Origin of the sequence: Streptomyces gottesmaniae (assembly GCF_031845845.1) — a bacterium.
Lineage (GTDB): Bacteria > Actinomycetota > Actinomycetes > Streptomycetales > Streptomycetaceae > Streptomyces > Streptomyces akebiae.
In genome coordinates this window covers 42,810-64,870 of record NZ_JAVRFJ010000051.1, presented here as the reverse complement: position 1 = coordinate 64,870, position 22,061 = coordinate 42,810, and the positions used below count along the sequence as shown (strand labels likewise).

The window sequence follows — 22,061 nt, the reverse complement described above, 5'->3', positions numbered from 1 at the left end:
GCGGGTGCGGGTGCGTTGTGGTTGCTCGCGCAGTTCCCCGCGCCCCTTGAAAGCCCCGGGCGCGACCCATGCCGTCAAGGGGCGCGGGGAACTGCGCGACCAGCCCCCACGCACCCGCACCCGACAACGCACCCCCCCGCAATCACCACGTTCGTCTCGGGCCGTCCCCCGGGTCGGGCACCTTCCCAAAACGGCCGGAGCGAAGGCGACGGCCGGGCCCCTGTGAACCTTGGGAGCAGGCCCACATGACCCAACCCTCACTCAAACCGAGCAGCACCGCCGACGACACGGGCACACCACCCCCCGTCCCCGCCGGCAGGCCCTCGCTCGACCGGTACTTCCACATCACCCACCGAGGATCCACCGTCGCCCGAGAGGTCCGCGGCGGCGTCACCACCTTCATGGCGATGGCGTACATCCTCCTGCTCAACCCGCTCATCCTGTCCGGCCCGGACGCCGCCGGCGCCACGCTCGGCCAGAAGGCCCTGATCACGGCGACCGCGCTCGCGGCAGCCGTCAGCACGCTCCTCATGGGCGTCGTCGGCAGGGTCCCGCTCGCCCTCGCCGCCGGCCTCTCCGTCTCGGGCGTCATCGCCTCGCAGGTCGCCCCGCAGATGACCTGGCCGCAGGCGATGGGCATGTGCGTGATGTACGGCGTGATCATCATGCTGCTGGTCGTCACCGGCCTCCGCGAGATGATCATGAACGCCATCCCGCTGGCCCTGAAGCACGCGATCACCATGGGTATCGGGCTGTTCGTCGCCCTGATCGGCTTCTACAAGGCCGGCTTCGTGCACCAGGGCAAGGCGACCCCGGTCAGCCTCGGCCCCGCCGGGGAACTCGCCGGCTGGCCGGTCCTCCTCTTCGCGGTCACCCTCCTCGCGATCTTCATGCTCCAGGCCCGGGGCGTTCCCGGCGCGATCCTGCTCGGTATCGTCGGCGGCACGGTGATCGCCGTGCTCCTCAACGCCCTCGACGTCATCGACCCGAAGCAATGGGCGGGCGGCGCACCGGAGTTGCACGGCAGCGCGGTCTCGATGCCGGACTTCTCACTTCTCGGCCAGGTCGAGTTCGGCGGCTGGGGCGACGTCGGCGCGATGACGGTCGGCATGATCGTCTTCACCCTCGTGCTCGCCGGGTTCTTCGACGCGATGGCCACCATCATCGGCGTGGGTACGGAGGCCGGGCTCGCCGACGACAAGGGCCGTATGCCGGGCCTGTCCAAGGCATTGTTCGTCGACGGCGCGGGCGGCGCGATCGGCGGTGTGGCCGGCGGCTCGGGCCAGACCGTGTTCGTCGAGTCGGCGACCGGCGTCGGCGAGGGCGCCCGCACGGGGCTCTCCTCCGTCGTCACCGGGCTGTTCTTCGCCGCCTGTCTGTTCTTCACCCCGCTCACGGCGATCGTGCCCGGCGAGGTCGCGGCCGCCGCCCTCGTCGTCATCGGCGCCATGATGATGATGAACGCCCGCCACGTCGACTGGTCCGACCGCGCCACCGCGATCCCGGTCTTCCTGACCGTCGTGATCATGCCGTTCACGTACTCCATCACGGCGGGCGTCGCCGCCGGAGTCGTCTCCTACGTCGCCATCAGGCTCGCCCAGGGCCGGGCGCGGGAGATCGGCGCGTTCATGTGGGGCCTGACGGCGGTCTTCGTCGTCTTCTTCGCCCTGAACCCCATCGAGAACTGGATGGGCGTGCGCTAGCGGCAGTCCCCGCCACGTACCGTCCGCACCACCGCCGTTGACGCCGAAGGAGACCGAGAGATGCTGGACATCGCCGAAGAACTGCACCGGTGGGTCGAGCAGGGACGTGACTTCGCCGTGGCCACCGTGGTGGCCGTCGGCGGCAGCGCCCCCCGCCGACCGGGCGCCGCCCTCGCGGTGGACGCCGACGGTGCGGCGATCGGCTCGGTCTCCGGCGGCTGCGTGGAAGGCGCCGTCTACGACCTGTGCCGACAGGCCCTGACGGACGGCGAAACGGTCCTCGAACGCTTCGGCTACAGCGACGAGGACGCCTTCGCCGTCGGGCTGACCTGCGGCGGAGTCATCGACATCCTCGTCACACCGGTGCGGGCCGGCGACCCCGTCCGCCCGGTCGCCGCCGCCGCGCTCTCCACCGCCGTGAGCGGGCGGGCGGCGGCCCTGGCCCGGATCGTCTCCGGCCCGGCGGACCTGCGGGGCCGCGCCCTGCTGGTCCGCCCGGACGGCTCGTACGACGGCGGCTACGGCGCCCATCCCGAGCTGGACCGCACGGTCGCCGTCGAGGCCCGTGCCCTCCTCGACGCCGGCCGCACGGGCACCCTGGAGATCGGAGAGGAGGGCTCGCGGTGCGGAGCCCCGCTCACGGTCCTCGTCGAGTCGTCCGTCCCGCCGCCCCGGATGATCGTCTTCGGCGCGATCGACTTCGCGTCGGCGCTGGTCCGGGTCGGCAAGTTCCTCGGCCACCATGTGACGGTGTGCGACGCCCGCCCCGTCTTCGCGACCCGGGCCCGCTTCCCGGAGGCCGACGAGATCGTGGTCGAGTGGCCGCACACCTACCTGGAGCGCACGGCCGTCGACGCCCGTACGGTCCTCTGCGTCCTCACCCACGACGCCAAGTTCGACATCCCGCTCCTCCGGCTCGCCCTGCGGCTCCCCGTCGCCTACGTCGGCGCGATGGGGTCCCGCCGCACGCATCTCGACCGCAACGAACGCCTCCGCGAGGCCGGTGTCACCGAGCTGGAGCTGGCCCGGCTGCGTTCCCCGATCGGCCTCGACCTCGGCGCGCGCACCCCGGAGGAGACCGCCCTGTCGATCGCCGCCGAGATCGTCGCCGACCGGCGGGGCGGCAGCGGGGTCCGCCTGACCGGCGCGCACACCCCGATCCACCACGACGGCCCACCCGCCCTCACGGAACTGCCGAGCCTCCGCGTCTCCTGACATCGCCCCGCGCCGCCGACTTGACCCCCGGGGCGGCAGGGCCGACCGTTGCGATAGGGCAACAGCGCTACGGGGGCGGGCAGTTGAGTGCGATGACCGATGAGGAGCGACCGCGCGGGGGCGGGGCCGACAGCCCGCACGGCGCGAGGAATTCGGACGCGGACGAGCGGGGGCGGAGCGCCGACGCTCCAGACAGAAGGCCTGGCGACGGCACCGCCGACGACGGCACCCCCGACGAAGGCGGCGCACCCTCGGACGGCGGTACCGACAGCGGTACCGACGGCAGCACCGCCGAGGGCGCCGAAGCCGGTGAGGCCGACGCCGACGCCGGTGACGGGGGTGCGGGGGACGGCGACGCTTCGGGTGAGCCCGGAGACGACGGCGCCGCCGACGAACGGCGGCTGTCGACCGTGTCGACCGCGCTCCTCGGGCTCTTCCTCCTCGCCGACGTCGTCTTCGTCTGCGGAGCCCTGGTGACGCTCTGGCCGGCGGTGTTGGCGACGGTCGAGCCCGGGGCGGAACCCACGGCCACCGCGCGCTGGTCGCCGTTCGGCCTGGGGGACTGGTCGCTGACCGCCGACACGGCGATGCTGCTGGCCGTGGTCGTGTGCAGCGCGCTCGGCAGCTTCGTCCACGCGGCCACGTCCTTCGCGACGTACGTCGGCAACCGTCGGCTCTACGCGAGCTGGCTGTGGTGGTACCTCCTGCGGGCCGGAATCGGGGTGGCCCTCGCGCTCCTCGTCTATCTCCTCCTGCGTGGCGGCCTGTTCGCGGGCAGCTCCGGCGCCGGGGCGACCAACCCGTACGGCTTCTCCGGCATCGCCGGGCTCTGCGGACTCTTCTCCAAACAGGCCACCGACAAGCTCCGCGAGATCTGCGACACCCTCCTCAGCACCACGGGCGACGGCGACCGGGACCGCCGCGACGGCCTGTCCACCAACCGCAACGGGGACCCGGGCCCGTCCTGACGACGTTCGGCATCAGTACCCCGGCCCCCCCCAGGTGTCCGCCTCCCCCCCCCGAGACCCGCCGGCTCACCCCGGCTTGCGCGCCAGCACGTACGCCTGAGGGGTGTTCGCCGTGGTGCCGGGCCCGTCGGCCTCCCGCACGAGCCGCGCCGACTCGACCAGCCCGGCGTCCCTCAGCATCTCGGCGATCCGGTCGGGCGGGAAGCGGTGGACGTCGAGGTCGAGGGGGTGACCGTAGGCGTGCGTGAGGTGGACGGACTCGTCGCCCACCTTGTACGCCATCGCGAGGAGCCCGCCGGGGGCAAGGATCCGATGGAACTCCCGGAACATACGCGGGAGTTCGGCGAGCGGGGTGTGCACCGTGGAGTACCAGGCGAGGGCTCCGGCCAGGCAGCCGTCCTCGAAGTCGAGCGCGGTCATCGTGCCCACGTCGAACCGGAGTCGCGGATGGGCCCAGCGGGCCACGGCGACCATCTGCGGCGAGAGGTCGATGCCGCAGATGTCGAGCCCCAGCGAGGCCAGATGTCCGGTGATCCGCCCCGGCCCGCACCCCAGGTCCGCGACGCGGCCGCCCCCGGCGTCCAGCACCTGCTCGGCGAACACGCCCAGCATGGCCCGCTCGAACGGGCTCTTCGCCAACTCGTCTCTCAGCAGCTTCTCGTAGTCGGTGGCGACCGTGTCGTAGGACTCCCGGGTGGTGTGGTGGTCTGTGGTCATGGTGCGGACAGTAGTGGGAGGGTCTGACACCGACCTCCGGACCGCGGCCGACGACAGGACCGCCGGGACGGCCGACTCAGCCCGTTCGCCCGCCGTCGGCCGCGAGCAGCCCGTCCATCGCGCGTCCGAACATACGTCGCGACGTCCATGCCAGCGGTCGGTCGAGGAGGCCCGGCAGCCATCGCACCCGCAGGTCCTCGCGCCAGACCGTGCGGGAGGCGCCGTCACCGTACGGATGGACCTCGATCTCGGCCCAGCCGGTGACGAACGAACCACGCTTGACGAGACGGCACTTCCCGGGAGCCCCGGCCTCCGGTGGCTGCCAGACCGTGACCTCCATCGGGTCGTCGAAGGCGAGCGGCCCGACACCGCTGCGGGCCACGAACACCGTGCCCTCACCGGTCGGCGCGGGCGTGCGCACGGTGACGCGGGTCAGCGGCACGACGTCCGCGTGCCGGGGCCAGTCGGTCAGAAGCCGCCAGGCACGGTCCACGGGGAGCGGGGTGAGGCGTTCCAGGAGGAAGAGAACCACGGGGCGAGCGTAAGGGAACAGTCGTGGCGGAGGCGGGTGCCGGGGCGCGCGGAGGGTCGCGTACCCGGATGCCCCGACGCCCGCCCGGCGCTGCGGCCCTCCCGGCCCCCCGGGCCCGTCCGGCGCACCCGCCGCAGCGCCCCTATCGCCCTGCCACGCCGTACGGCACGATGAGCGCGACCGCACGCCCGCCCCTGGCCGGAAGGTGCTCTCGTGGACGCTGAACTGCACGACAGACTCGACGAGTTGCAGCGCGATCCGTATCCGCTCTACGCGCGGGCCAGGTCGGCGGAGGGGCTGACGTACGTCCCCGAGCTGGACTCCTGGCTGGTGGCCCGGGACGCCGACGTACGAGAGGTGCTGCGGCGCCCGGAGGACTTCTCCTCGGCCAACGCGCTGCGCCCCGACGTCATGCCCGCGCCCGCCGCGCTGGCCGTGCTCGGCGGGGGCTTCGGCGGCCGTCCCGTGGTCGTCACCGCCGACGGCGCCCTGCACCAGGAGCTGCGCGCCCCGATCGTGCGGGGCCTGTCGCCCGCCCGGGTCGGTGCCGTCCTGCCGTACGCAGCCGAACGGGCCGCCGCCCTGGTCGACGACTTCGTCAAGAAAGGCCAGGGCGGCCGCGTCGAGCTGATGTCCGCGTACGCGGGGCGGCTGCCCGGGGAGGTCATCGGGCGTCTCGTCGGGTTCGACCCGGACGACGTACCGGCGTTGGTGCACGGCGGTCGCCGGGCCGAGCAGTTGCTGTTCCGGCCCATGGCGGAGGCCGAGCAGATCGCGGCGGCCGAGGACGTGGTCGCCACGGCCCACCTGCTCGACGCCTTCGTGCGGGCCCGGCACGCCGACCCGCGCGAGGATCTGGGCACCGAACTCATCGTCTCCGTCGTCGGACCGGACGCCGCCGAGCTGACCCTCGACCATCGCCACCAGGTCGTGGCCCATCTGCAGAACCTGCTCATCGCCGGACACCTGACCACGACGGCCCTCATCGGGACCACCGTCCTGCACCTGCTGCGCGACCGCCGGCAGTGGGAGCTGCTCTGCGCCGAACCGGAGCGCATCCCGGCCGCCATAGAGGAAGCCGCCCGCCACGACACCGCGCTGCAGGGCTTCCGCCGCGTCACCACGCGCCCGGTCACCCTCGCCGGCACCGAACTTCCCGCCGGGACACCGGTGTTCCTCGCGTTCGCCGGCGCCAACCGCGACGCCTCACGCCACCCGCGCCCCGACGAGTTCGACATCGCCCGTCCCGCCGGCAGCCGTCACCTCTCCTTCGGCCTCGGCGCCCACACCTGCCCCGGCTCACAGCTCGCCCGCGAACAACTCCGCCTGACACTGGAGCTGTTGACCAGCCGACTGCCGGGCCTGCGCCTGGCCGAGGGCCAACGGATCACCATGCGGCCGACGTTGATCCATCGGTCCCCGGAACGCCTCGAACTCCTCTGGTGACCTGCCGGACCCCCTGGAGTCCCCGCCGGGGGCCGGCGCGTGGCGGCCCCGGCGCGCGGAGCGGTGCGGTTTCACACGTGCAGCAGGTCCCGCGCCGCCACCGGCATCCCCGTCTCCAGCGACCGGTTCGCCGCCAGCCCCGTCACCAGCGACCGTGCGCCGTCCACGGCGTCGGCCGCGCGCCCCAGCGCGTCCGGCACCCGCTCCCCGAACAGGTCGGCCAGCATGCGGACGTCTCCACCGCCGTGTCCGCCCGCGTCCGTCTCCACCTTCACCTCGCGCGGCGGCTCCCAGAAGCGGCGTACGAGCAGCTGGGTCCTGCCGGGTTCCGCGCCCGCCTCGGCGCCGTGCAGGACGGGGCTCGCACCGGTGACGGGGACGTGCGGGCGGGTCCAGGTGGACTCCTCCACCAGCAGCTCGACGCGCCCCTCGCTGCCGTTGAAGGCGATGCGGTACCCCTCCCAGGGCGCGTACGCCGTCAGGTGGTACGTCAGGGTCGCCCCGGAGGCGTACCGCACGAGGACCGCCATGTCGTCCTCGATGGTCACGCCGGGACCGAAGACGTTCTGGTCGCGGTGGTAGCCGTCCTCCCGCTCGGCGTCCAGGTAGAGCGAGGTGAGGACGGGGGAGTCCCGCAGGCGCAGGGCGAAGGGGTCGGACTCGGCCGCCGGGGAGCCGTGGGCGCGGGTGTAGTCCCGGGCGAGTCCTCGGCGGGGGCCCGCCTCGTCGCCGTAGAAGAAGAGGCCACCCTGGGCGAAGACGGTGTCGGGGCGGGTGTCCAGCCACCAGTTGACCAGGTCGAAGTGGTGGGTCGACTTGTGCACGAGGAGGCCGCCGGAGTTCGCCTTGTCGCGGTGCCAGCGGCGGAAGTAGTCGGCGCCGTGCCGCAGATCGAGCAGCCACTCGAAGTGCACCGAGCCGACCTCGCCGATCTCACCGCTCGCGAGCAGCTCCCGTACGGCCGAATGCACCGGGTTGTAGCGGTAGTTGAAGGAGACGCGTACCTCGCGGCCGGTCCGCCGCCGGGCGTGGAGGATGCGGTGGGCACGCTCGGCGTCGGTCGTCATCGGCTTCTCGGTGACGACGTCGCAGCCCGCCTCCAGGGCCCGGACGATGTAGTGGTCGTGGGTCCGGTCCACCGTGCACACCACGACCAGGTCGACCCGCTCGCGGCGCAGCATCTCCTCGAACTCGTCGGCCCCGTACGCCGGTACGGGCGCGCGGCCGGGGTGGTCGGCGGCGATCCAGGCGTTGTGGACGGCCATGCGGTGCGTGTTCAGGTCGCAGAGCCCGACCAGCTCCACCCGTTCCGCGAAGGATCCCGTCAGGGCCTCGGTGAACATCCGCGCCCGGGCACCGAGCCCCACCACGGCGGCGCGGCGGGGTCGTGGGGAGGTGGTGCAGGGGTCTTGTTGTGACATCCGGACCTTCCCTAGGGTCACTACGGGGGGAAGCGCTTTCTAGCGAAAGAGGTGACCCACTCATGCCCCGAATCAGGACGAGGGAGTCCTGGAAACCTCGTGCGGCGGCCACCGCGCTGGCGCTCTGCGCGCTGCTCACCGGCTGCTCGGGACCGGACGGGTCGGGCGCCGTCGGCGGCGAGGTCGTCCTGCGCTACACCTGGTGGGGCAACCCCGACCGGGCCGCCAGAACCCAGGCGGCCGTCGAGCTCTTCGAGAAGAAGAACCCGGGGATCGACATTCAGACCTCCTTCGCCGGCTACGAGGCCTACAAGCAGAAGCTCGCCACCCAGGCCGCCGGCGGCGACGCGCCCGACGTGATGCAGCTCGACTACCGGATGATCGACCAGTACGCCTCCGGCGGTGTGCTCCTCGACCTCGCCGAACAGCGATCGGCCCTGGACACCGCCGAGTTCGAGCCGGGACTGCTCGCCACCGGCAAGGTGAACGGCAAGCAGTACGCCGTGCCGCAGGGCCGCGGCACCGAGGCCATGGTCTACGACACCGAGAAGTGGCGGGCGGCCGGTCTCGAACCGCCCCGGGTCGGCTGGACCTGGAGCGAATGGGCCGACGCCATGCGGAAGGTGGCCGAGGAGACCGGGGAGCCCGGCGGCACCGACCCCGGGCAGAGCGAGGACGCCTTCGAGATCTGGCTGCGCGGCCAGGGCAAGGCCCTCTACACCGAGGACCGCCGGCTCGGCTTCGACGCCGACGACCTGACCCGCTGGTGGACCTTCACCGACCGGCTCCGGAGAGAGGGTGCCGTCTCACCGGCCGAGCAGACGACCCAGCTCGACGGCACGGTCGAGAACACCCCGCTCGGGCGGGGCGAAGCCGCCTCGGACGTCAACTGGGACGCCCCCGCGAGCGGTTACCTCGCGCTCGTCCCCACCGGGATCTCCCTCGCCCCCATGCCGGGGGGCGAGGACGGCACGCCCGGCCAGTACTTCAAGCCCTCCATGTTCATGGGTGTCGCCGCCGACTCCGGCCACCCCGAGGAGTCCGCCCGGCTCGTCGACTTCCTCCTCAACGACGACGAGGCCGCGAAGATCCTCGGCGCCACCCGGGGCATCCCCGTCAACGAGTCGATCCGTGCGGACATCGCGGCCGACCTCAAGGACTTCGACAAGACCATCTACGACTATCAGGCCACCGTCGAAGGAAAGCTCGACCCGCCGCCCCAGGCGCCACCGTCGGGCGACAGCGCCCTGCAGACCACGTTCCAGCGCGACTACGACCAGGTGTCCTACGAGCGGATGTCCCCCCGCGAGGCCGCCGAGAACTACCTCACCGAGGCGAAGGCGGAGCTGAGGTCATGACCACCACGCGACTGCCGACGACCGTACCCCGCAAGGGAGTTCAGCAGCCGGACCGGCCCGCGCGGCGCCGCAGGCGCGAGGGCGCCGCCTGGGTGTTCCTCTCCCCCTGGGTGCTCGGGGCCTGCGTCCTGACCCTGCTCCCGATGGCCGTCTCGCTCTACCTCTCCTTCACCGACTACGACCTCTTCAACGCCCCGAACTGGGTGGGCCTGCGCAACTACGCCCAGATGTTCACCGAGGACCCGCGCTACTGGCGCTCGGTCATGACGACCCTGCTGTACGTCGTCATCGCCGTACCCCTCCAACTGGCCCTCGCCCTCCTGGTCGCCCTGGCCCTGAAGAACATGAGGCGCGGCCGGGGCTTCTACCGCTCCGCCTTCTACGCTCCCTCCCTGCTCGGCGCCTCCATGTCCATCGCCCTGGTCTGGCGGGCGATCTTCAACGACGGCGGCACCGTCGACAACCTCCTCGGCGCCGGCGGCTGGGTCAACCGGCCAGGCTGGGCGCTGCTCGCGGTCGCCCTGCTCACGGTGTGGCAGTTCGGCGCCCCGATGGTCATCTTCCTCGCCGGACTCCAGCAGATTCCGGGGGAGTTGTACGAGGCGGCCGAGGTGGACGGCGCGAGCGCCTGGCGCCGCTTCCTGTCGATCACGGTCCCGATGCTGTCGCCCGTGATCTTCTTCAACCTGGTCCTCCAGACCATCCAGGCCTTCCAGGTCTTCACCCCGGCCTTCGCGATCAGCGCGGGCAAGGGCGGCCCCGCCGACTCCACCCTCTTCTACACCCTCTACCTCTACGACCGGGGCTTCGTCGCCTCCCACATGGGCTACGCCTCCGCCATGGCCTGGGTCCTGCTGCTCGCCATCGGCGCGGTCACCGCGATCCTGTTCCGCACCTCCCGCTCCTGGGTCTTCTACGCCTCCGAGGGGGACCGATGACCACCACCACACCCACAACTCCCGTAGTGCGCAAGCCCGTTGCCTGGCGGCGGGTGGCCCTGCACGTCGGCTGTCTGGCCGCGCTCCTCGTGATGCTGTACCCGCTGGCCTGGCTCCTCGCGACCTCCGTGAAGCCCGCGGACGAGGTCATCGCCAGCCTCGACCTGCTGCCGAGCCGACTGGAGTGGTCCAACTACGAGACCGCGCTCGACGGCGTCAACGACGTGTCGGTGGGCCGGCTGCTCGGCAACTCCCTGCTGATCGCCGGCGGCGCGGTCGTCGGGAACGTCCTCTCCTGCTCCCTGGCCGCGTACGCGTTCGCCCGGCTGCGCTTCCGCTTCCGGGGGCCGCTGTTCGCCTTCATGATCGCGACGATCATGCTGCCGCACCACGCCGTGCTGATCCCGCAGTACATCATCTTCAACCAGCTCGGCATGGTGAACACCTACTGGCCGCTGATCCTGCCGAAGTTCCTCGCCACGGAGGCGTTCTTCGTCTTCCTCATCGTGCAGTTCATGCGCGGACTGCCCAGGGAACTGGAGGAGGCGGCCCGTATCGACGGATGCGGACCGTTCCGGAGTTTCCTCTCGGTGATCCTGCCCCTCACCCGGCCCGCCCTCATCACCACCGCGATCTTCACCTTCATCTGGACCTGGAACGACTTCTTCACCCAGCTGATCTATCTCTTCTCGCCCGAGAAGTTCACCCTGACCCTGGCCCTCAGGTCATTCGTCGACGCGTCGAGCACCTCGGCGTTCGGCCCGATGTTCGCCATGTCCGTCATCGCCCTCCTGCCGATCGTGCTGTTCTTCCTCGCCTTCCAGCGGTTCCTGGTGGAGGGCATGGCCAACTCCGGGATCAAGGGATGAGCGCGATGCGGACCGACCGGGAGCCGGGCGAGATCTTCGGCCCGCGGATGACGCTGTTCGCCGATGTGCTGAGCGTCGGTGTCGCCGTGGCGGTGGTGAGCCTTCCGCTGGTCACCGTGCCCGCCGCGCTCTCCACGGCCTGCGCCGTCCTGCGGGGCGTACGGGAGGACCGCCCGGTCACGGCCGCCCGCTTCCTCGGGGCGCTGCGCCGCCGACTGCGAACCGGCGACCTGGCCGCCGGGCTCCTGGCCCTCACCGGCCTTACTCTCGCCCTGGTCGATCTGGCCCTGGCCGGTGCCGGCCTCCCCGGCGGCCGGGTCTTCGCCCTCCTGGCCGCCGCCCTCGGCACCTGCGCCGCCGTGATCGGTCTGCGCGCCTGCGCCCGCCCCGAGTCGGTCGAGGACTGGCCGGCGGCGGTGCGGGGAGCGGCCCGGGACGCGGCGCGCGATCCGGGCGGCAGCGCCCTGGTCGTCCTCGCCGTGGCGACGGCGGCGGCGAGCGCCTGGATGCTGCTGCCGCTCGTGTTCCTCGTACCGGGGCTGCTGGCGTTGGCGCTCACGGCCGTCGACGTACGCGGAAAAGAGGTCGCTCCGCGGGAGGGCCTGTGATGGGCTGACCCCCTTGACGGGCCGGCGCGCGTGACGGGCGGCGCCTCGGACGTCCCGCGAAGAGGGAGCGCGACGGTGAACAGACGGCGGCGCAAGAAACGGTCGCACCGGCTGGTGTCGGCCGCGTCGATCGGCGACACCGCCGCTGTCGACGCGCTGCTGCGCGCCGGCGCCCCCGCCGAGACGACGGACGCCGAGGGTACGACGCCCCTGTACGCGGCGGCCGTCCACGGGGCGGCCGACACGGTCCGCCGGCTGCTCGCGGCCGGGGCCTCGCCCGACACCGAGAGCGGACACGGCACGGAGGGCACCCCGCTGTGCGGCGCCGCGTGCTGGGGACACACCGAAGCGGTGCGCGCACTCCTCGCCCACGGCGCCGACCCCGACCTGCGCGAGGACCATGGCACGGGCCGCTCCCCGCTCGAGTGGGCGGCCACCGGTCCCTACCCCGAGACGACGGCCGTCCTGCTCGCGGCGGGGGCCCGGCCCGTAGGCGGGGTCAGGACCTCTGCGGGATGAAGGCAGGGTGAGGACCGGCGCGGGGCTCAGAACGCGTACGGTCCGAACCGGCCCCAGGCCACCACGGCCGCCAGGATCAGCAGCACCAGACTCGGTGCCGTCTCCTTGGTCTCGCCGCGGCGGAGGTGGAAGACGACCGCGCCGAGCATCGTGACGGCGAGGCCGGTCGCCGCGAGCGGCACGAACACCGTGGCTATGTCGAGGACGGCCGGAAGGATCAGCCCGATGGCGCCCAGGGCCTCCAGCGCGCCGATGGTCTTGACCATGCCCGGCGAGAACGAGTCGACCCACGTCATCCCCGAGGCCGACAGCTTCTCCTTGGACTGGGCGGTCTTCATCAGGCCGGCGGCGAGGAAGGCGGCCGCGAGCAGGCTCGCGATGATCCAGAGGGTGACGTTCATGGCAGGTTCTTCCTAAGGGGACGCAAGGACGAGATGACTTGAATGTTCAACGTAAGAGGGGCCCAACGTAGGGCCGGATGACTTGAAACGTCAAGCGGCTCCGCACGTCGAGGCGGGCTTGGTCGATGGCCACCGCACGTAGAGTGGGCGCCATGGAGACACCCCAGCAGCCGCGTTGGCTGACCGACGAGGAGATGGAGACCTGGCACGCGCTGGCGGGCGTGATGGTCAGACTGCCGGGCGCGCTGGACGCGGAGCTGCAGAGGGACGCGGGGGTCAGTCACGTCGAGTACCTGGTGATGGCGATGCTGTCCCAGACCGAGGGGCGCACGCTGCGGATGAGCGATCTCGCCGGACACACCGGTTCGTCGCTGTCCCGGCTCTCCCATCTGGTGAAGCGGCTGGAGAAGAGCGCGTGGGTGCGCCGCGAGCCGGACCCCACCGACGGGCGCTACACGCTGGCCGTCCTCACGGACGCCGGTCACGCCAAGGTCGTCGAGAGCGCCCCGGGCCACGCCGACGCCGTACGCCGCTTCGTCTTCGACGCGCTCACCGGCGCTCAGCAGCGTCAGTTGCGGGACATCGGGCGACGGATCTGGCGGACCGTCGCACCCGACGACCACTGTCTCCCGCCGCCGAGCTGACGGTCCGTCCCCTCGTCAGGACCCTGCTGCCGCCGCTCGGCGCCCGGTCGGGGCGCCGACCCTTCAGTGCCCGCCCGGCGGGCCGGTGGTGCCCCGGACCTCCAGCGTCGGCGTGGTCAGGACGACCTTGGCGGGGCGTGCCGGATCGGCGATGCGGTCCAGCAGGCACTGCGCGGCGGTGCGGCCCACGTCGTGGCTGGCGTTGTCCACGGTGGTGAGCCAGAGGTGGCGCAGCCGTGAGACGTAGGTGTTGTCGTAGCCGACCAGGGAGAGGTCGCGCGGCACCCTCAGGCCCAGTTCCTCGGCGGCGGAGAGCGCGCCCACACAGGCCATGTCGTTGAACGCCACGACGGCGGTGGGACGTCGGGGGAGGTTCAGCAGCCGGACCGTGGCGCGGTAGCCGCCCTCCTCCGTGAGGTCGCCCCGTTCGACGGTCGCCAGGTCGCCCAGCCCGTGCTCGCGCATCACCGTCTCGAAGCTGCGGCGGCGCAGCGCCCCGACCACACCGTCCCCCGCGATGTGCGCGATGCGCCGGTGCCCGAGCCCGATGAGGTGCTCGGTGGCGAGACGGGCGCCGTGCTGGTCGTCGCCCGCGACGACGTCCACCTGCGGGAGCGCGGGTTCGCGGGCGCCCGCCACGACGGTCGGGATGAGCCCGGCGGCCGTGCGCAGCGCCTCGGAGGGCGGCAGGGTGCCGACCGCGATCAGCCCGTCGACCCGCAGTTCGGTGAAGGTGCGGGTGAGGTCCTCGCCGAGCCGCCGGTTGAGATGGCCGTCGGCCAGCAGCATGCGCAGACCGTTGTCGTGCAGCCGGGAGTTGAGGCCGTCGAGCAGTTCCACGAACCAGGGGTTGCGCATGTCGTGGAGGAGGACGCCGACCGTGCGGGTCCGGCGCTCGCTCAGGCTGCGCGCGGCGGCGTTCGGCCGGTAGCCCAGCTCGTCCACGGCCGTCAGCACGGCCTCCCGCTTCTCGGGGCGCACCTGGTCGGAGCCGCGCAGCACCAGGGAGACCAGCGACTTCGACACGCCGGCCCGTTCGGCGACATCGCGAATGGTCGGGGGTCTCATGGCGTGGACCGTTCCATAGCCGCAGCGCGGTTGTCAAAGGGTGCCACAGGGGTTGACACCGGCGAAGACGGCCTCGCAGAGTGGGCGGCATACGTTCTGGAACGGTCCAAAAGGCGGGCCGGTGATTCCGGTGAGGGCCGAAGAAGGCCCGGGAAAGGGCAGTCATGGTGAGTGGGCTCGGTGTCGCCGTCGTGGGGTTCGGCTGGATGGGACGGGTGCACACCCAGGCGTACGCGCGGGTGCCGCACCACTTCCCTCAGCTCGGCCTGCGGCCCGAGCTGGTCACCGTCGTCGAGGACGTGCCCGGACGCGCCGAGGAGGCGGCCCGGCAGTTCGGGTTCGCCACCACCGCCCGGGACTGGCGGGAGGTGGTCGCCGACCCGCGGATCCAGGCGGTCAGCATCACCGCGCCGAACTTCCTGCACCGGGAGATCGGGGTGGCCATGGCCGAGGCCGGCAAGCACATCTGGATCGAGAAGCCGGTCGGGCTCACCGCCGCCGATGCCCGCGCCGTCGCCGACGCGGTCGAGAAGGCCGGCGTCCAGGGCACCGTCGGCTTCAACTACCGCAACGCGCCCGCCGTGGAAGCCGCCCGCGAACTGATCGCCGCCGGTGGGATCGGCCGGGTCACCCATGTCCGCATCCGCCTCTTCAGCGACTACGCCGCCCATCCCGAGGGGGCCCTGACCTGGCGGTACGAGCGGCAGCGCGGTGGCAGCGGGGTCCTCGGCGACCTCGCCTCGCACGGGGTGGACCTGGCCCGCTACCTGCTCGGCGACATCGCCTCCCTCATCGCCGACACCGCGATCTTCGTCCCCGAGCGGGCCCGGCCCTCCGGCGCCACCGCAGGACACACCCGTGCCTCGGGCGGCGAACTCGGCCCCGTCGAGAACGAGGACTACGTCAGCTGCCTGCTCCGCTTCGCGGGCGGCGCCCGGGGCGTCCTGGAGGCCTGCAGGGTCTCCGTCGGCGAGCAGAACAACTACGGCTTCGAGATCCACGGCACCGAGGGCGCGCTCTTCTGGGACTTCCGCCGCATGGGCGAACTGGGCGTCAGCAAGGGCGACGCCTACCAGGACCAGTCCGTCCACACTGTCTTCGTGGGCCCCGACCACGGCGCGTTCGGCGCCTTCCAGCCGGGCTCCGCCAACGCCATGGGCTACGACGACCTCAAGGTGATCGAGGCGTACAAGTTCCTGAGCTCCATCGCCGACGGCACCCCGCACGGCACCACTCTGGCCGACGCCGTGCACAGCGCCACCGAGCTGGACGCGATGAGCCGCTCCGCCGAGTCGGGGGCGTGGGTGGACCTCTGAGCCGCTGGGCCGTTCCCGGCCCCCGACCGCCGCTGCCCGGGCGTCAGTTGCGGACGAGCAGTTGGAAGTCGAACGAATAGCGCGAGGCCCGGTAGATGTGGGTGCCGTACTCGACCGCGCGCCCGGTGTCGTCGTACGCCGTGCGCTGCATGGTGAGCAGTGCGGCGCCCTCCGGCTCGCCGAGGCGGTCGGCCTCCTCGGGCGTGGCGATGCGGGCGCCGACGCTCTGGTGGGCGCTGTGCAGGGTGATGCCGGCGTTGCGCATCATCCGGTACAGGCCCGTCGACTCCAGACGCTCGGTGTCGAGGTCCAGCAGCCCGGCCGGGACGAAGTTGGAGAGGAACGCCACCGGCTGCCCGTGGGTCAGGCGCAGCCGCTCGAAGAAGTGCACCTCGGCGCCCTCGGCGATGCCCAGGGCGGCCGCGACCTCCGCGGAGGCCTGCCGGAACTCGCTCAGCAGCACCTTGGTCGTGGGCTGCTGACCGGCCGCCTCCAGGTCGTCGTACAGGCTGCTCAGCTCCAGCGGCCGTTTGACCTGACTGTGCACCACCTGCGTGCCGACGCCCCGGCGGCGTACGAGCAGGCCCTTGTCGACGAGCGACTGGATGGCCTGCCGTACGGTCGGCCGGGACAGGCCGAGACGGCCGGCGAGCTCGATCTCGTTGCCCAGGAGGCTGCCCGGACCGAGCGCACCGTGCTCGATCGCCGACTCCAGCTGGCGGGCCAGCTGGTAGTACAGCGGCACCGGGCTGCTCCGGTCGACTCTGAGGCCGAGACTCCCTGTACTCCCCGTAGTCGTGCTGGTCACGCCCATGAGGGTATCCGTCCGTCCGGATGACAGGAACCCCTGTCATCGCATTGTCCTGACAAGACCGGGAGGGTGCGACGGCCGCCGTCAGAGGTGGCGGCGCCGGTTGGCCACCTCGCGGTCGTACGCGGTGCGCGCCTCGACGGCCGCGGGCCGGGACGCGGTCTCCGCGACCGGCACGTCCCACCAGGCCTGCGCCGGGGGAGCGGTGGGCGTCGGGTCGGTCTCGACGTACACACAGGTGGGCCGGTCCGAGGCGCGGGCCGTCGCCAGCGCGTCACGCAGCTCCTTCACGGTCTTGGCGCGGAGGACGTCCATGCCGAGGCTGGCCGCGTTGGCGGCGAGGTCCACCGGGAGCGGGGCGCCGGAGAAGGTGCCGTCGGCGGCGCGGTAGCGGTAGGCGGTGCCGAAGCGCTCGCCGCCGACCGACTCGGAGAGGCCGCCGATGGAGGCGTAGCCGTGGTTCTGGATGAGGACCAGATTGACCGGCAGCCCCTCCTGGACGGCCGTCACGATCTCCGTCGGCATCATCAGGTACGTGCCGTCCCCGACCAGCGACCAGACGACCGTGCCGGGCGCCGCCTGCTGGACACCGATCCCGGCGGGGATCTCGTAGCCCATGCAGGAGTAGCCGTACTCCAGGTGGTACTGGCGGGGGCTGCGGGCCCGCCACAGCTTGTGCAGGTCGCCGGGGAGCGACCCGGCCGCGTTGATGACGACGTCCTCGTCGCCGACGACCGAGTCCAGGGCGCCGAGCACCTGGGTCTGGGTGGGCGCGGCGTGCTCGTCGGCGGCGCCGTAGGCGGCTTCGACGACCTGCTCCCAGCGCTCCTTGCCGGCCCGGTACTCGGCCTCGTACGCCTCGTCCACCCGGTGCCCGTCCAGCGCCTCGGTGAGGGCCGTGAGGCCGGCCCGGGCGTCGCAGACCACCGTCCGGGCCGCCAGCTTGTGGGCGTCGAAGGCGGCGACGTTGAGGTTGACGAAACGGACGTCCGGGCTCTGGAAGAGGGTGTTGGAGGCGGTGGTGAAGTCGGTGTAGCGGGTGCCGACGCCGACGATCAGGTCGGCGGTACGGGCGATGTCGTCGCAGACGGCCGTGCCGGTGTGGCCGATGCCGCCGAGGTCGGCCGGGTGGTCGTACCGCAGGGAGCCCTTGCCCGCCTGGGTGGACGCGACCGGGATGCCCGTGGCGTCGACCAGCGCCCTCAGCGCCGCCTCGGCCTCGCTGTGGTGGACGCCGCCGCCCGCGACGATCAGCGGCCGCCGCGCGGCACGGATCGCCCGCACCGCCTCCGCCAGCTCGACCGGGTCGGGCACGGGACGCCGTACCCGCCACACCCGCTCGGCGAAGAACTCCTCCGGCCAGTCGTACGCCTCCGCCTGGACGTCCTGCGGCAGGGCGAGGGTGACGGCGCCGGTGTCGACCGGGTCGGCGAGGACGCGCATGGCGTTCAGCGCGGCCGGGATCAGCGCCTCGGGGCGGGTGATCCGGTCGAAGTAGCGGGAGACGGGGCGCAGGGTGTCGTTGACCGAGACGTCGGCCTCGGTGGGGTGCTCCAGCTGCTGGAGCAGGGGGTCGGCGGTGCGGGTCGCGAAGTAGTCGCCGGGCAGGAGCAGTACGGGCAGGCGGTTGATGGTCGCCAGGGCGGCGCCGGTCACCAGGTTGGTGGCGCCGGGGCCGATGGAGGTGGTGACCGCCTGCGCGGAGAGCCGGTTCAGCTGGCGGGCGTGGCCGACGGCGGCGTGCACCATGGACTGCTCGTTGCGGCCCTGGTGGAACGGCATCGTCTCCTCACCGGCCTCAAGGAGCGCCTGGCCGATGCCCGCCACATTGCCGTGGCCGAAGATGCCCCAGGTTCCGGCGATCAGCCGGTGGCGCACACCGTCGCGCTCGGTGTACTGCGCGGACAGGAACCGCACCAGCGCCTGGGCGACGGTCAGACGACGGGTGGGGGACTGGGACATCGGGACCTCACTGGGACGAAGGGTTGTCGGGGCGGCGGGCTGGTGCGGGCCGGTTCCGGGGGAGGGGAGGGGTGCGGTGGGGTGTGGCGGGTTCTTGTGCGCCGGGGGCTAAGAGCAGTCCGACCGCCGTGTCGACCGCGGTCTCCACGTCGCCCTCGGCGGGGTAGAGCAGGGAGCGGCCGACGACCAGGCCCTGGACGGTGGGCAGACGCAGCGCCTTGCGCCACTTCTCGTACGCGCCCTCCTGATCCTTGCCCACCTCGCCGCCCAGAAGCACGGTCGGCAGGGTGGACGTCTCCAGGACCTCCCCCATGGCGTCCGGGTCGTCGGTGACGGGCAGCTTCAGCCAGGTGTACGCGGAGGTGCCGCCGAGCCCGGCCGCGATGGCGATGGAACGGGTCACGGCCTCCGCGCCCAGGTCGTTGCGGACCTTGCCGTCCACCCGGCGGCAGATGAACGGCTCGACGAACAGCGGCAGTCGACGCGCCGCCATGTCGTCGACCGCCCGGGCCGTGGAGTACAGGGTGCGCAGGGAGCCGGGGTCGTCGTGGTCGATACGCAGCAGGAGCTTGCCGGCGTCGAACCGGAGCCGCTCGATGTCCTCGGGGCGGTGGCCGGTGAAGCGGTCGTCCATCTCGAAGGAGGCGCCGGCGAGTCCGCCCCGGTTGAGGGAGCCCAGGACGACCTTGCCCTCCAGGGCGCCCAGGAGCAGCAGGTCCTCCAGGATGTCGGCGGTGGCGAGCACGCCGTCCACGCCGGGGCGGGCCAGGGCCACGCAGAGCCGTTCCAGGAGGTCGGCGCGGTCGGCCATGGCGAGGGGGCGGTCGCCGACGCGGAGCGCTCCGCGGGCGGGGTGGTCGGCGGCGACGATCATCAGGCGGCCGGTGTCGCCGACGAGAGGGCGGCGGCCGCGACGGGCCGCGGCCTCGGCGACGGCCTCCGGGTGCCGGGCGCGTACGCCGGGGAGGTCGGGGATGCGGATGGTCAAGTGGGGCTCCGGTTGGTGGGCTGCTCGGGGTTCGGGTCGGGGTCGGGTGGGGTGCGTTGTTCGGGTGCGGGTGTGTGGGGCTTCTCGCGCAGTTCCCCGCGCCCCTGAAAGCCCAGGCCCCCGCGGGCCTCATGGGCGACGGGGTCGCAGGGTGAAAAGCACGGGGCGCAGCCCCTGCTTTTCAGGGGCGCGGGGAACTGCGCGAGCAACCCCCACGCACCCGCACCCGAATACGCACCCGACCGCCCCCTCACCCCCAAACCTCACCCCCCACCGCTCAACAACGCCTCCACCTCCCCCTCCGTCGGCATCGCCGAAGAACACGCCAGCCGCGACGCGACGATCGCCCCCGCCGCGTTCGCGTGGCGCATGATCCGTTCCAGGTCCCAGCCCCGCAGCAACCCGTGGCAGAGCGAACCCCCGAACGCGTCCCCGGCGCCGAGCCCGTTGACGACCTCCACCGGCACCGGGGCCACCTCGGCGACCGTGCCGTCGCGGTGGACGGCGAGGACACCCTTGGGGCCCTGCTTCACGACGGCCAGCTCCACCCCCGCCTCCAGCAGCGCCTCCGCACAGGCCCGCGGCTCCCGTACGCCGGTCGCCACCTCGCACTCGTCGAGGTTGCCGACGGCCACCGTGGCGTGCCGCAGGGCCTCGGCGTAGTACGGGCGCGCGGTCTCGGGGTCGGACCAGAACATCGGCCGCCAGTCGAGGTCGAAGACGGTGGTGCCGGACCGGCCCCGGGCCTTGAGCGCGGCGAGCGTGGCCGAGCGGCTGGGCTCCTCGCTCAGGCCGGTGCCGGTGATCCAGAAGACACGGGCCGCGCGGATGGCGAAGCAGTCCAGCTCCTCGGTGCGGATCTCCAGATCGGGGGCCTTGGGGCGGCGGTAGAAGTACAGCGGGAAGTCGTCCGGCGGGAAGATCTCACAGAACGTGATCGGGGTCGGATACTCCGCCACGGGCGTGACGAAGCGGTCGTCGACCCCGAACTCCTTGAGCGCCTCGTGCAGAAACGTGCCGAAGGGGTCGTCCCCGGTCCGGGTGATCACGGCGGTCGAGTTGCCCAGCCGTGCGGCGGCCACCGCGACGTTGGCGGCCGATCCGCCGAGGAACTTCCCGAACGACTCGACGCGCGCGAGTGGGACGCCGGTCTGCAACGGATAGAGATCGATTCCGATACGACCCATCGTGATCAGATCGAAGGATTCGCCGGGCTCGGGCATGCGCGTCGCTCCTCGGGCGGGGGGATGCGGGCCACCGGAGACCCGCGGCGCGCGGGGACGCGCACGCTCGGGTCCGGCTGTATCCCAGATTTAGGACCCGAACCGACCCTGTGTCAAGGCTTTGTACTGACATTCTGACCTGCTCGTGAAATGATGTCTTAACAAAGTCTTGACAGGGGGGTCCGTCAGGGGTTTGTATCCCGTCCCAACGAAACAGCGCAGTCGGCCTACCGGCACAATGATCCGGACTTCGAACGTCCGGGCTCGCGCGGGCATCCGCCCGACGCTGTCCCGTTCCCTTTCCCCCTGTCGCACAGTGAGGTGCAGGAAAGATGGACCGCACGTACTCCCGCTCACGCAGAGTGGCCCCCTTCTTCGCCATAGCCGCGGCTTCCGCGCTGCTGATCGCCGGCTGCTCCAGCGACTCCGGCGGCAAGGAGGCCGAGGAGGGCGGGGCAGACGCCTCCGCGGGCAAGGCCGACACCCCCCGGATGAAGGTCGCGCTGGTCACCCACCAGGCCCCCGGCGACACCTTCTGGGACATCGTCCGCAAGGGCGCCCAGGCGGCGGCCGACAAGGACAACATCGAGCTCATCTACTCGGCGGACCCGAACGCCGGCACCCAGGCCAACCTCGTGCAGAACGCGATCGACCAGAAGGTCGACGGCATCGCCATCACCCTCGCCAAGCCCGACGCGATGAAGGACGTCGTGGCCAAGGCGACGAAGGCGGGCATCCCCGTGGTCGGCCTCAACTCCGGTCTGAGCGACTGGCAGAACCTCGGTCTGATGTCCTTCTTCGGGCAGGACGAGAGCGTGGCGGGCGAGGCGTTCGGCAAGCGGCTGAACGACGTCGGCGCCAAGAAGGCCGTCTGTGTCGTGCAGGAGCAGGGGAACGTCGGCCTGGAGCAGCGCTGCGCGGGCGTCGAGAAGACCTTCGAGGGCGACACCGAGATCCTCAACGTCACGGGCACCGACATGCCGTCCGTGAAGTCGACCATCAGCGCCAAGCTCAAGCAGGACACCGCCATCGACTACGTGGTCGCCCTCGGCGCCCCCTACGCCCTGACCGCGGTCCAGTCGGTCGCGGACGCGGGCAGCAAGGCGAAGGTCGCCACCTTCGACCTGAACAAGGAGCTGACGGACTCGATCAAGAGCGGTGACATCGAGTTCGCGGTGGACCAGCAGCCGTACCTGCAGGGCTACTTGGCCCTGGACTCGCTGTGGCTCTACAAGAACAACGGCAACTACAGCGGCGGCGGCGAGGAGGCGGTGCTGACCGGCCCCGCGTTCGTCGACGAGAAGAACGTCGACACGATCGCCAAGTTCGCCGCGAAGGGCACCCGGTGATCTGA

The 22,061-nt window shown here is 72.0% G+C and carries 20 protein-coding genes and 1 pseudogene; 12 read left to right on the top strand and 9 right to left on the bottom strand.

The genetic code is table 11. The features are described 5' to 3' along the window. The first annotated feature begins 245 nt into the window (after positions 1-245). The 3 genes from RM704_RS39560 (at position 246) to RM704_RS39550 (ending at position 3,886) form a co-directional block, all read left to right on the top strand. Positions 246-1,703, top strand: coding sequence for an NCS2 family permease (locus tag RM704_RS39560; protein ID WP_033531465.1), 1,458 nt, complete (start codon positions 246-248; stop codon positions 1,701-1,703). Between the two features lie 60 nt (positions 1,704-1,763). Beyond that, positions 1,764-2,918 (top strand): XdhC family protein, encoded by a 1,155-nt coding sequence (locus RM704_RS39555; protein ID WP_033531464.1) that lies wholly within the window; start codon positions 1,764-1,766, stop codon positions 2,916-2,918. A gap of 92 nt (positions 2,919-3,010) precedes the next feature. Further along, positions 3,011-3,886: a hypothetical protein gene (locus tag RM704_RS39550; protein WP_033531463.1), complete on the top strand. Its 876-nt coding sequence runs from the start codon at positions 3,011-3,013 to the stop codon at positions 3,884-3,886. Between the two features lie 66 nt (positions 3,887-3,952). Here RM704_RS39550 and RM704_RS39545 read toward each other — a convergent pair whose 3' ends face one another. Further along, the gene (locus tag RM704_RS39545) at positions 3,953-4,603 is read right to left on the bottom strand and encodes a class I SAM-dependent DNA methyltransferase (RefSeq protein WP_033531462.1); all 651 of its coding nucleotides are present in this window, start codon (positions 4,601-4,603) and stop codon (positions 3,953-3,955) included. Positions 4,604-4,679: 76 nt separating this feature from the next. Then, complete coding sequence (locus tag RM704_RS39540; protein ID WP_033531461.1) at positions 4,680-5,135, bottom strand: SRPBCC family protein; 456 nt, start codon at positions 5,133-5,135, stop codon at positions 4,680-4,682. A gap of 213 nt (positions 5,136-5,348) precedes the next feature. Between RM704_RS39540 and RM704_RS39535 the strand changes: the two genes are divergently transcribed. Further along, a complete protein-coding gene (locus RM704_RS39535; protein WP_033531460.1) occupies positions 5,349-6,581 on the top strand; it encodes a cytochrome P450 in 1,233 nt (410 codons plus the stop codon). A gap of 71 nt (positions 6,582-6,652) precedes the next feature. On the opposite strand, the gene RM704_RS39530 is transcribed toward RM704_RS39535, so the two are convergent. Then, positions 6,653-8,002 carry a Gfo/Idh/MocA family protein gene (locus RM704_RS39530; RefSeq protein ID WP_033531459.1) on the bottom strand — a complete coding sequence of 450 codons (1,350 nt, stop codon included), beginning with the start codon at positions 8,000-8,002 and terminating at the stop codon, positions 6,653-6,655. 62 nt (positions 8,003-8,064) lie between these two features. Between RM704_RS39530 and RM704_RS39525 the strand changes: the two genes are divergently transcribed. The 5 genes from RM704_RS39525 (at position 8,065) to RM704_RS39505 (ending at position 12,294) form a co-directional block, all read left to right on the top strand. Then, the gene (locus tag RM704_RS39525; RefSeq protein WP_033531458.1) at positions 8,065-9,360 is read left to right on the top strand and encodes an ABC transporter substrate-binding protein; all 1,296 of its coding nucleotides are present in this window, start codon (positions 8,065-8,067) and stop codon (positions 9,358-9,360) included. Then, positions 9,357-10,298, top strand: coding sequence for a carbohydrate ABC transporter permease (locus RM704_RS39520; RefSeq protein ID WP_033531457.1), 942 nt, complete (start codon positions 9,357-9,359; stop codon positions 10,296-10,298). The genes RM704_RS39525 and RM704_RS39520 overlap by 4 nt, the downstream gene beginning before the upstream one ends. Beyond that, entirely contained in the window at positions 10,295-11,167 is an 873-nt protein-coding gene (locus tag RM704_RS39515; RefSeq protein ID WP_033531456.1) for a carbohydrate ABC transporter permease, read from the top strand. Before RM704_RS39520 ends, RM704_RS39515 begins: the two co-directional genes overlap by 4 nt. Continuing rightward, complete coding sequence (locus tag RM704_RS39510) at positions 11,164-11,775, top strand: hypothetical protein (protein WP_033531455.1); 612 nt, start codon at positions 11,164-11,166, stop codon at positions 11,773-11,775. The genes RM704_RS39515 and RM704_RS39510 overlap by 4 nt, the downstream gene beginning before the upstream one ends. A gap of 75 nt (positions 11,776-11,850) precedes the next feature. After that, positions 11,851-12,294 (top strand): ankyrin repeat domain-containing protein, encoded by a 444-nt coding sequence (locus tag RM704_RS39505; RefSeq protein ID WP_033531454.1) that lies wholly within the window; start codon positions 11,851-11,853, stop codon positions 12,292-12,294. A 26-nt stretch (positions 12,295-12,320) separates the two neighbouring features. On the opposite strand, the gene RM704_RS39500 is transcribed toward RM704_RS39505, so the two are convergent. Then, positions 12,321-12,695 carry a DoxX family protein gene (locus RM704_RS39500; protein WP_033531453.1) on the bottom strand — a complete coding sequence of 125 codons (375 nt, stop codon included), beginning with the start codon at positions 12,693-12,695 and terminating at the stop codon, positions 12,321-12,323. A 152-nt stretch (positions 12,696-12,847) separates the two neighbouring features. On the opposite strand from RM704_RS39500, the gene RM704_RS39495 reads away from it, so the two are divergent. Next, a complete protein-coding gene (locus tag RM704_RS39495; RefSeq protein WP_033531452.1) occupies positions 12,848-13,339 on the top strand; it encodes a MarR family winged helix-turn-helix transcriptional regulator in 492 nt (163 codons plus the stop codon). A gap of 63 nt (positions 13,340-13,402) precedes the next feature. Here the strand turns inward: RM704_RS39495 and RM704_RS39490 are convergent, their stop codons facing one another. Beyond that, positions 13,403-14,407: a LacI family DNA-binding transcriptional regulator gene (locus RM704_RS39490; RefSeq protein WP_033531451.1), complete on the bottom strand. Its 1,005-nt coding sequence runs from the start codon at positions 14,405-14,407 to the stop codon at positions 13,403-13,405. A 164-nt stretch (positions 14,408-14,571) separates the two neighbouring features. Here RM704_RS39490 and RM704_RS39485 point away from each other — a divergent pair, with 164 nt between their 5' ends. Continuing rightward, positions 14,572-15,723 (top strand): Gfo/Idh/MocA family protein, encoded by a 1,152-nt coding sequence (locus RM704_RS39485; protein WP_033531450.1) that lies wholly within the window; start codon positions 14,572-14,574, stop codon positions 15,721-15,723. A gap of 43 nt (positions 15,724-15,766) precedes the next feature. Here the strand turns inward: RM704_RS39485 and RM704_RS39480 are convergent, their stop codons facing one another. From RM704_RS39480 to iolC, 4 genes and pseudogenes are all read right to left on the bottom strand, one after another. After that, complete coding sequence (locus tag RM704_RS39480) at positions 15,767-16,537, bottom strand: GntR family transcriptional regulator (RefSeq protein WP_052146467.1); 771 nt, start codon at positions 16,535-16,537, stop codon at positions 15,767-15,769. 81 nt (positions 16,538-16,618) lie between these two features. After that, complete coding sequence (iolD, locus tag RM704_RS39475; protein ID WP_033531449.1) at positions 16,619-18,496, bottom strand: 3D-(3,5/4)-trihydroxycyclohexane-1,2-dione acylhydrolase (decyclizing); 1,878 nt, start codon at positions 18,494-18,496, stop codon at positions 16,619-16,621. A gap of 112 nt (positions 18,497-18,608) precedes the next feature. Continuing rightward, a pseudogene (locus tag RM704_RS39470) lies at positions 18,609-19,484 on the bottom strand (Cgl0159 family (beta/alpha)8-fold protein); the annotation flags it as partial. 263 nt (positions 19,485-19,747) lie between these two features. Continuing rightward, a complete protein-coding gene (gene iolC / locus RM704_RS39465; protein ID WP_033531448.1) occupies positions 19,748-20,707 on the bottom strand; it encodes a 5-dehydro-2-deoxygluconokinase in 960 nt (319 codons plus the stop codon). A gap of 332 nt (positions 20,708-21,039) precedes the next feature. On the opposite strand from iolC, the gene RM704_RS39460 reads away from it, so the two are divergent. Beyond that, a complete protein-coding gene (locus tag RM704_RS39460) occupies positions 21,040-22,056 on the top strand; it encodes a sugar ABC transporter substrate-binding protein (protein WP_033531447.1) in 1,017 nt (338 codons plus the stop codon). Positions 22,057-22,061: the final 5 nt, after the last annotated feature.

What these genes read in the sequence shown, in the direction of transcription:
- RM704_RS39560 (WP_033531465.1), top strand. Translation starts at nt 246, where the DNA reads ATGACCCAACCCTCACTCAAACCGAGCAGCACCGCCGACGACACGGGC.
- RM704_RS39555 (WP_033531464.1), top strand. Translation starts at nt 1,764, where the DNA reads ATGCTGGACATCGCCGAAGAACTGCACCGGTGGGTCGAGCAGGGACGT.
- RM704_RS39550 (WP_033531463.1), top strand. Translation starts at nt 3,011, where the DNA reads ATGACCGATGAGGAGCGACCGCGCGGGGGCGGGGCCGACAGCCCGCAC.
- RM704_RS39545 (WP_033531462.1), bottom strand. Translation starts at nt 4,603, where the DNA reads ATGACCACAGACCACCACACCACCCGGGAGTCCTACGACACGGTCGCC.
- RM704_RS39530 (WP_033531459.1), bottom strand. Translation starts at nt 8,002, where the DNA reads ATGTCACAACAAGACCCCTGCACCACCTCCCCACGACCCCGCCGCGCC.
- RM704_RS39525 (WP_033531458.1), top strand. Translation starts at nt 8,065, where the DNA reads ATGCCCCGAATCAGGACGAGGGAGTCCTGGAAACCTCGTGCGGCGGCC.
- RM704_RS39520 (WP_033531457.1), top strand. Translation starts at nt 9,357, where the DNA reads ATGACCACCACGCGACTGCCGACGACCGTACCCCGCAAGGGAGTTCAG.
- RM704_RS39515 (WP_033531456.1), top strand. Translation starts at nt 10,295, where the DNA reads ATGACCACCACCACACCCACAACTCCCGTAGTGCGCAAGCCCGTTGCC.
- RM704_RS39510 (WP_033531455.1), top strand. Translation starts at nt 11,164, where the DNA reads ATGAGCGCGATGCGGACCGACCGGGAGCCGGGCGAGATCTTCGGCCCG.
- RM704_RS39500 (WP_033531453.1), bottom strand. Translation starts at nt 12,695, where the DNA reads ATGAACGTCACCCTCTGGATCATCGCGAGCCTGCTCGCGGCCGCCTTC.
- RM704_RS39495 (WP_033531452.1), top strand. Translation starts at nt 12,848, where the DNA reads ATGGAGACACCCCAGCAGCCGCGTTGGCTGACCGACGAGGAGATGGAG.
- RM704_RS39490 (WP_033531451.1), bottom strand. Translation starts at nt 14,407, where the DNA reads ATGAGACCCCCGACCATTCGCGATGTCGCCGAACGGGCCGGCGTGTCG.
- RM704_RS39485 (WP_033531450.1), top strand. Translation starts at nt 14,572, where the DNA reads ATGGTGAGTGGGCTCGGTGTCGCCGTCGTGGGGTTCGGCTGGATGGGA.
- RM704_RS39480 (WP_052146467.1), bottom strand. Translation starts at nt 16,537, where the DNA reads ATGGGCGTGACCAGCACGACTACGGGGAGTACAGGGAGTCTCGGCCTC.
- iolD (WP_033531449.1), bottom strand. Translation starts at nt 18,496, where the DNA reads ATGTCCCAGTCCCCCACCCGTCGTCTGACCGTCGCCCAGGCGCTGGTG.
- iolC (WP_033531448.1), bottom strand. Translation starts at nt 20,707, where the DNA reads ATGCCCGAGCCCGGCGAATCCTTCGATCTGATCACGATGGGTCGTATC.
- RM704_RS39460 (WP_033531447.1), top strand. Translation starts at nt 21,040, where the DNA reads ATGGACCGCACGTACTCCCGCTCACGCAGAGTGGCCCCCTTCTTCGCC.